Here is a 7,931-nt window from a genome sequence, read left to right as displayed (position 1 = left end):
ACTCCTGAAAGCGTCGATGGGCTGAGGAGGACGAGCAGATCGTTGTCTCGCGGAGCGCGTTCCACTGGCACCCCGTCCGCAAAATGAAGAAGATGGCGTCCATCGCCGCCCGGTCAGGCACCCGCGGGTTGTGGCAGCCCAACGGGTGCTTCGGCCGCGGCGGCAGCAGCCGCTCCATCTTGGCCCAGAGCGCGTCCGGCAGGCGCCAGCCGTCATCCCGGACACGCCGCCTCTTGGTCTTCAGATCAGCCCTTCTCGCCATCCCTGGCAGATAGTGATCAGGCGGGAAGTTGCCTACCGAGATACGCTCTTAGGCCGCTCAGCCGCGTGCTACTGCCGTCGCTGCCATCGCCGGGGTCAGCTGCACCGATTGTCGCCACTAAGACGACCCAGACAACATCGGTGCCGGGGCAGTCCGCACTGCCGAACGCCGCATTTCCGATCTGCCGGCCGCCGGGATCGTCTGGTGAGTTGTCAGCGCGACGGCCCTGCTGCGCAGGCTACTGTGAATCGGGACCGGCGCGGAGAGCGCCGTTTGCAGGCACGATCCAGCGTCTACTTCGCCGTGGCTCGAGGCCGGGCCTCCACTTGACAGCTGTCAACATTCAGCTGCGCGGTGATAACCTGCCAGCGTTGCTCACTGCGTGAACCACGCGGCATGCCTGGCCTGTCGCCGCCTAGATCCCTGGGCAGGGTCAGCCTCTCCCCCTGATCGTGGAGCGATTGTTGCCGACCAGCGTGGCGCGAAAGCATGGGCGCATTCTTGGGCGGTGTCATGCCTGCGCTGGTACGTCCCTCTGATCCTGCGAGATTGGCCGGGGATTCTTCGCCATCGACCGTCCGTGTGACGTGAAGCCTTGGCGCAGGATCTGGCTTGTGTTGCACGGTTACAACAATACTCTACCTGATGTCGCCGACGCACACTGGCGGCGTGACACTAGGCGGGCGACTACTTACGTTTTTAACCCGTAGCTACGAGGTTTAGCGTAAATGGACGATCTCCCAATTGGGGCGAGCGCCTCGCCTTCCGCCGAGGGCGACTTCATCGATGCCGCGATCCGGCGCGACGCCCTGACCCTGAGCGCCCAGCTGACGCAGCTCCGTGCCAAAATATTCCCCCCGCAGGCGCGGAAAACCCTGCGGCGGTTTACCAGTAGTGAGGCTGCCGCCCTGATTGGTGTCACTGACGCCTATTTGCGTCAGCTCTCCCTCAACAAACAGGGCCCTGCCCCTGAGGTCCAGTCCGCGGGTCGGCGCTCCTACTCGCTGGCTCAGGTGAATGAGCTCCGGCGCTATCTGTCGGGCTCCGACCGCCGAACCTATCTGTCGCACCGGGTGAAGACCGAGACGCTGCAGGTATTGGCGGTGACCAATTTCAAGGGCGGCTCGGGCAAGACCACCACCGCAGCCCATCTGGCTCAGTATCTGGCCCTGCGGGGATATCGCATCCTTGCCATCGATCTCGACCCCCAGTCCAGCCTGTCTGCGATGTTCGGGGTGCAACCCGAAACCGACCTGGCGGAGAATGAGACCCTCTATGCCGCGTTACGCTATGACGAGTACCGCCGACCGTTGCAGGAGGTGATCCGTTCGACCTATTTCGACGGTCTCGATCTTGTCCCGGCCAATCTGGAACTCCAGGAGTTCGAGCACGACACGCCGCGGATCCTCGCGCGACAAGATCGCGGGGTCGGTGCCCCATTTTTCGCACGGTTGGCGGAAGTTCTCGACGAGGTCGCGAATGACTATGATCTGGTCGTCATCGACTGCCCACCGCAGCTCGGCTTCCTGACGCTTGCGGCGCTCTGCGCCGCCACCGGCGTCATCGTCACGGTCCATCCGCAGATGCTCGACATCGCCAGCATGGGTCAGTTCTTGTTCATGGCCTCGGATCTGCTGGAGGTGGTGCGCCGTGCGGGTGGCACGTTGGATTACCGGTTTCTCCGCTATCTCGTGACCCGCTACGAACCGCAGGATGGCCCGCAGACCCAGGTGGTTGGTCTTCTCCGCACCCTGTTCGGCGAGCGCGTGCTTACAAATGCCATGCTGAAATCCACCGCCGTCTCGGACGCCGGCCTCACCAAGCAAACCCTGTATGAAATCGGCCGGCAGGGTGGGTCGCGCGGCAGCTACGCCCGAGCCTTGGAGGCGCTGGACGCGGTCAATGGCGAGATCGAGTTGCTCGTCCGTAAAGCCTGGGGGAGGGTGGCATGAAGCGCAAGGTCAGGCTGAACGAGTTGCTGCAACCCTTGGAGGCGGCTGCACCACCCACCACGGCTGAGGCTGCGCCTTCGCCTCCGCTTCCGACTGTGGCGCCAGAACGGCGTGCCGCCTCTGGCGCTGTCCGCGCCATGGGTCTCGATCTGGAGCGGCTCGCCACTGAGGCCCGGCGAGCACAGGAGCTGGAGCGGCAGACCCAAAGTGGCGAGTTGGTTGTTGAGCTGGAGCCGGCCCAGATCGACCCGTCCTTTGCCCATGATCGCATGGCACGGACCGATGACGCCGACTACCGGCGTCTTGTCGACAGTATTCAGGCGCACGGCCAACAAGTGCCGATTTTGGTCCGCCCTCATCCGGCTGATGCCGCACGCTATCAGGTGGCCTATGGCCATCGCCGTCTTGCGGCCGTCGCTGAGATCGGGCGACGCATCCGCGCCGTCGTGCGCCCGCTCTCGGATGTCGACCTGGTAATTGCCCAAGGCAAGGAGAATGCAGAGCGGCGCAACCTCACCTTTATCGAGCGAGCGTTCTTTGCCGCTGATCTTGAGGCGCGTGGCTTCGACCGAACCACCCTGAACACAGCGCTCGCGGCCCATCCAACAGAAATGGTCCGTTATCTCGCCGTCGCGCGTAGCATACCCCGCTGGCTGGCCGAGGCCATTGGACCTGCGCCGAAGGCGGGCCGGCCCCGATGGAAAGAGCTGGCGGCGCTGTTAGAGGTGTCGGGCGTTCCCGACAGCTTGCGTGTTCTGGTGGAGCGCCCGGATTTCCGTGCAGCGCCATCTGATCGGCGCTTTGAGAGAGCACTGGCCGCGATCCGAGCGCCACGCCTTCGCCCGGATGCGCAAACCTATCTCGACCGCGAGGGCCGGGTGGTGGCGCGTCTTGAGCCGCTGGCAACGAGCACCAGGCTGACTGTCCTCGAGACGGCGAAGCCCGGCCTGTCAGCCTTCCTTGCTGATCGTCTTCCCCAGCTGATCGTCGAGTTCGAGGAAGGCGCATCTGACGCGGTATGACCAAAGTCCAGGGGAGGGGGGAGCTGTCCCGCCCCGCCCGGCGCAGGCGCAGGCCGTCCGCTGCCACCGCCGTCATGCGGACCTTGGTCATGCTGGGACCTTAGTCACCGCGAGCGGGCAAATACCGGCCCTTTCAGTGCCTTATGAGGAGTGACCTGATAAGGATCGGGGCGGGCCTGGCGGTGTATGCAAGCATCCCGGGCGTTTGGCTATGACCACGGTCCAAGCATGGGCTTGGCGTCCCGCGATGCGGCGCCCATCGTCTCAGCCAGTCAGGGCTGAAGAATGACAGGGGGGGTCGACTGCTCAAATCCTTCATCGCCAAGCTGTGGGGCAGAATGGCCCGCTAGCCTGAGCCGCCGCTGTTTCCGCTACCGACTGGCTATGGTCGCGCCCGACCCCGCTGTGAGGCCCGAGGCTTCTGGGCAGCGTGAGTATTCGCTGCGCTGCGTGAGCAAGGCCGAGATGGCTCAGCGCGACATGCCAAACGACCTGCCGCCCTGGGCGGCGGTTTGCCAGCCGGCGCAGCGCCTGTTAGCGATCGCTGGCGTCGAGACATGGCCCGGAATGGCGGGCTGTATTGTGGGTTGCGGTGGGGTGTACCGCTCGGCCCGCGGCCACCGTGGTCAGCCGCAGCGCGTTGCTCGTCGGAAGGCGACGCTGGCTGGTCGAGCGGTCCACCGTCTACCCCGTTTCGCCAACTGGTGGTGGATGGGGCAGGTGAGGGCAGCGCCTCCACTGGTCGCCTGGCCGTCGCCAGCCGTCTGCTCCGAACAGGCCGTTCCACGGCGCCGAGGCCAGTGACGATTCTACGGGTCGAGCCTTCATCGCAAATGGCGGCATGACCAAGGTCCAAGGGCAGCACCGGCCTCAGCTACTGCCACGGTATGGCGAGGCGACGCCTCTCCAGACGCGCTGGCGCCGACCACCCGAGTGACAAAATCGTCATCAGCCCTGCGACGTCAGGCAACGGCACGAGGCGCAATCGGCGGTCGTGTCGGCTTTAGGATAAGCCCCTTATCCGTGATTTCGACGCCGCGATCTGCCGCTTCAGGATATACGGCCAGTGCGGCCGGCAAGATTTTCCCGAGAAATTGGCGTTTGAAGGCCCCCAACTGGCCATAGCCCCGGCCAAATTGTGCGTACAAGGCAGCCCAGGTGATCGGAGTCGGCTTCTTCAAAACATGTAAGCGGTAGGCCAGCCAGCAATAGGTATCGATCGCCATGCTGCTATGGCTGACATGGCGTATCGCCCGCTCCTCCAGCGGCACGGCATGCTCCCGCAAGGCTTTGAAGAAGCTCTCAGAAAGAACGACGCCCTCCCGAAACAGGCTGGCTTGACGCTGGTCACGGATCTCGCCATCAAGAAACAATAGGCCTTCGTCAACAATGGACTGATTGCGGATAGCTCGAATACCATCCCGCTCAGAATGAAACGAGAACCGGCAGGTGGCGATGCGCTCGGCCTGCTGGCGAACAAGCCGATAGGTATTGCCTCCAGCTTTTTTGTCCATTCGACCGAACCAGTCATTCATTGAACGCCCAAGCTCGATATTGCGGCTGTTCGTGCGCAATGCCTCGGACTGAAGATAGATCATGATGAGCCGGGCGGTCGGCCCATAGGGCACGCCGACGAATTCATCGGCTTGGCCGAGCCGCGCTCGGCGGCCCGGCTCCACCAGAAGCACGACATTCCCATTCTCCAGGCGCCAAGCATCGCCATCGGGAATGCGGGAGTGTGGCAGTGCCGTCATGCACCAGCCGGAGTATAGGAAGTTCGGAATTCCAACGTCTTCGTCGCTGCCATACGCAGCGACGATCTCGACAAGGCGCCGGTCGTCATGCCGGGCAATTGCGCCAAGCCTACCATGGGCTTCGACCAGACGCCGGACTTCCCTGACCTCCTCCATAGCGTGCTCTCCAGCCGATTAGGTCATTGCCTAGCGGGAAATGGCACTGGATACAGCTTGGACTTTGGTCAAAGCAGTAGTTGGCAAGATATTAGGATTCTAAATTAATTGCTGTGTGACCAAAGTCCGCGGGGATAACTCAGCTAACTCACTGATTCCTGGAATTTCCAGTCACAGCACCGGATGACCAACATCCAGGGGATTGAGACCAAGATCCCAATCGATCTGGTCGCTGCGACTCCGACCAGGGTAAACCGCCCAGGCGTGCCACCCAATCGACTCGGCTGACGATGCCGGGCTTGGACTTTGGTCATGGGTGCGCCCGGCACAGGGGTCAGCGGGCGCTGCTCCACTCAGCCCTCAGGTCAGCAGAGTGGCGCCAGCAAGGCCCAGCGTCGAACGGCGTGCATGCCCGCTGTGGTGGCAGCGACCCGGTGGTGCCGGCCATTCGAAGCCCGGTCGCCGCTCGCCCTACCGGCTTCGCCCGAGACTGGACTTGCTCCGCTTTAGTGGAGGGGCATTGGGTCAGGTAACGGCCATTTCCTCGAACTGTGCGGGGCTTGTGAAGTCGAGCGCGGAATGGCGGCGGATGAGGTTGTAGAAGCCATCGATGTAGCGGCCGATGGCGGCCGCGACATCGGCACGCGTCTCGAAGGCGGTGCGCCAGACGAGTTCGGATTTCAGCGTCTTGAAGAATGTCTCGACCATGAGGTTGTCGAAGCAGTTTCCCCGCCCGGACATGGAGATCAGGATGCCAAGGGCCTCGAGCTCGGCTTGGTAGTCCGTGGAACAATATTGCGACCCGCGGTCCGAATGGTGGATCAGCCCCGCTGCCGGGCGGCGCATGACAACCGCTTTCCGTAGCGCCGCCAAGGCCAAGGCGCGGTGCAACCTATCGCTGGTCGACCAGCCGACGACGCGGCGGGCGAACAGGTCGATAACGACGGCAAGGTACAGCCAGCCCTCCTTTGTCCAGATGTAGGAGATGTCGGCTCCCCATTTCTCATCCGGGCCTGCCGCCGTGAAATCCTGATCGAGCAGGTTCGGTGCCACTGGCCAAGCATGGTGGCTGTTGGACTTCCCCGGCTTGTGTGGACACCGGGTTGGGGGTGATCAGGCTGCGGTGAGCTCCATCTGCTCTGGGGTGATGTAGCCAAGGGCCGAATGAAGGCGCTGACGGTTGTACCAGACCTCCATGAAGGCGAACACGTCGCGGCGCGCTTCTGAATGGGTGGCGTACTCGGCATTGTCGACGAGTTCGGCCTTGAGAGTTTTGAAGAAGCTCTCCATCGGCGCGTTGTCGAGAGGATCGCCTTTCCGGCTCATGGAGGCGCGGGCGCCGATGCCGGCCAACGCCGCTCTATAGTCGGATGCGGCATATTGCGATCCACGGTCCGAATGCGCGATCAGGCCTGGAGCCGGTCGCTGGCGCGCAATGGCCATGTGGAGTGCAGCGAGCGTCAACTCGCCGCGCATGTGGTTGGCCATGGCCCAGCCGACGCCCTACGGCTGAAGAGATCGAGCACCACGGCAAGGTAGAGCCAGCCCTCTCCGGTTCAGATGTAGGTGAGATCAGCCAGCCATACCCGGTTGGGCGCCAGTGCGGTGAACCGCCGTTCCAGCAGGTTGGGGGCAATCGGGAGGGCGTGCCGGCTATCGGTGTGCGCGGCTGGCCACGCCGGGACCGACGCGCGGCCATGCCGTGCTGGTGCATGAGGCGGGCCACCCGATGCCGCCCGGCTCGGATGCCCCCGGCGCGGAGCGCGGCATGCACGCGCGGACTGCCGTAGCGGCCGCGGCTGGCCTCGTGGACGCGGCGGATCTCGCCGAGCAGCTCGCGGTTGGCGGTGGTCCTGCCGCTCTCCGGCCGCCCACGCCAGGCGTAGTAGCCGGCCGGGGAGACCTCCAGCACCTCGCACAGGACCCGGACGGGAAAGGTCTGGCGGTGTTCGTCAATGAAGTGGAACCTCATTTCGCATGTCCCGAGAAGATGCCGATGGCCTTTTTTAAAATGTCGCGCTCCATCTGCACCCGCTCGAGTTCACGGCGCAGGCGGCGGATCTCAGTCTGGTCGGCCGTTATCGCAGGCATCGCCGCCGCATGACCATTGCCGGTCGACGCAGCAGGACGCGATGACTGCACTCCCGATGGCCGTAGCTTGCGCCGCCAAGTCCGCAGGACTGACTGCTCAATGCCGAGTTCCTGCGATAGCTGCGACAATGGCCGATCGCTGCTCTCCAGCAGCGCCACCGTCTCCGCCTTGAACTCGTCCGTGAAGTTCCGCCTCGTCTTGCTGGACATCAGAACACCTCGCTCCTCTCGAGCTTAGCAGCGGTGTCCACCATCATCGGGAAGGTCCAAGGTCCATTCGACCCCGATCGCCGCCACCTATGAATGCCTCTTTGAAGATAGTATCGATCTTGGAACGGACGACACAGTCTGGGGGTCAACCACTTAGCTCGGCTTTGGCCATTCAGGCTGCGTGGCAAAGGGCATAGGCGATGCTCTCGCGGAGGGCTGGCGAGAGTTTCGCAGCGTCGGCCGACTGCCGGGACACGGCGAAACCCTGCTCGCTCCAGACTGCCCGCCGTACTGCGGCAAGGCTGTCGGCGAAGGTCGGCCGCTGTTTGTGGTACCAGGCGCTGGTCGAGATCCGGACCCGGGCACGGCAATCGAGGCGCGAGGCCAACAGGGTGACGATCGAGAACAGCCCGAGCAGGCAGGGCGTGGTGCGGGCGATCGCCTTGTCCGACCACTGACGTTGGGTCTCGACGCCGAGGTGGTC

General features: G+C 63.8%; 5 protein-coding genes and 2 pseudogenes. 2 read left to right on the top strand and 5 right to left on the bottom strand.

Annotated elements, in window-relative coordinates:
* The coding region (locus tag BLR02_RS27495; RefSeq protein ID WP_245704993.1) for a transposase at positions 1-178 on the bottom strand (178 nt) is incomplete at its 3' end.
* Positions 179-990: 812 nt separating this feature from the next.
* Here BLR02_RS27495 and repA point away from each other — a divergent pair.
* Complete coding sequence (gene repA, locus BLR02_RS27490; protein WP_090665413.1) at positions 991-2,214, top strand: plasmid partitioning protein RepA; 1,224 nt, start codon at positions 991-993, stop codon at positions 2,212-2,214.
* Entirely contained in the window at positions 2,211-3,236 is a 1,026-nt protein-coding gene (gene repB, locus BLR02_RS27485) for a plasmid partitioning protein RepB (RefSeq protein ID WP_090665412.1), read from the top strand. Before repA ends, repB begins: the two co-directional genes overlap by 4 nt.
* A gap of 962 nt (positions 3,237-4,198) precedes the next feature.
* Here the strand turns inward: repB and BLR02_RS27480 are convergent.
* The 4 genes and pseudogenes from BLR02_RS27480 to BLR02_RS27465 form a co-directional block, all read right to left on the bottom strand.
* Positions 4,199-5,146: a replication protein RepA gene (locus BLR02_RS27480; protein WP_090665411.1), complete on the bottom strand. Its 948-nt coding sequence runs from the start codon at positions 5,144-5,146 to the stop codon at positions 4,199-4,201.
* 525 nt (positions 5,147-5,671) lie between these two features.
* Positions 5,672-6,232, bottom strand: a pseudogene (locus tag BLR02_RS27475) (IS3 family transposase); the annotation flags it as partial.
* Between the two features lie 27 nt (positions 6,233-6,259).
* Positions 6,260-7,447 (bottom strand): annotated as a pseudogene (locus BLR02_RS27470) (IS3 family transposase).
* Between the two features lie 172 nt (positions 7,448-7,619).
* Positions 7,620-7,931 (bottom strand): hypothetical protein (locus BLR02_RS27465; protein WP_456303808.1); only part of this gene is annotated, 312 nt, incomplete at its 5' end.

This window comes from Belnapia rosea (assembly GCF_900101615.1).
GTDB lineage: Bacteria > Pseudomonadota > Alphaproteobacteria > Acetobacterales > Acetobacteraceae > Belnapia > Belnapia rosea.
Note: the sequence above shows the minus strand (reverse complement) of the source record. Positions and strands in the feature narration are given on the sequence as shown.

Coding starts and splice junctions, on each gene's coding strand:
- repA (WP_090665413.1), top strand. CDS start 991: ATGGACGATCTCCCAATTGGGGCGAGCGCCTCGCCTTCCGCCGAGGGC.
- repB (WP_090665412.1), top strand. CDS start 2,211: ATGAAGCGCAAGGTCAGGCTGAACGAGTTGCTGCAACCCTTGGAGGCG.
- BLR02_RS27480 (WP_090665411.1), bottom strand. CDS start 5,146: ATGGAGGAGGTCAGGGAAGTCCGGCGTCTGGTCGAAGCCCATGGTAGG.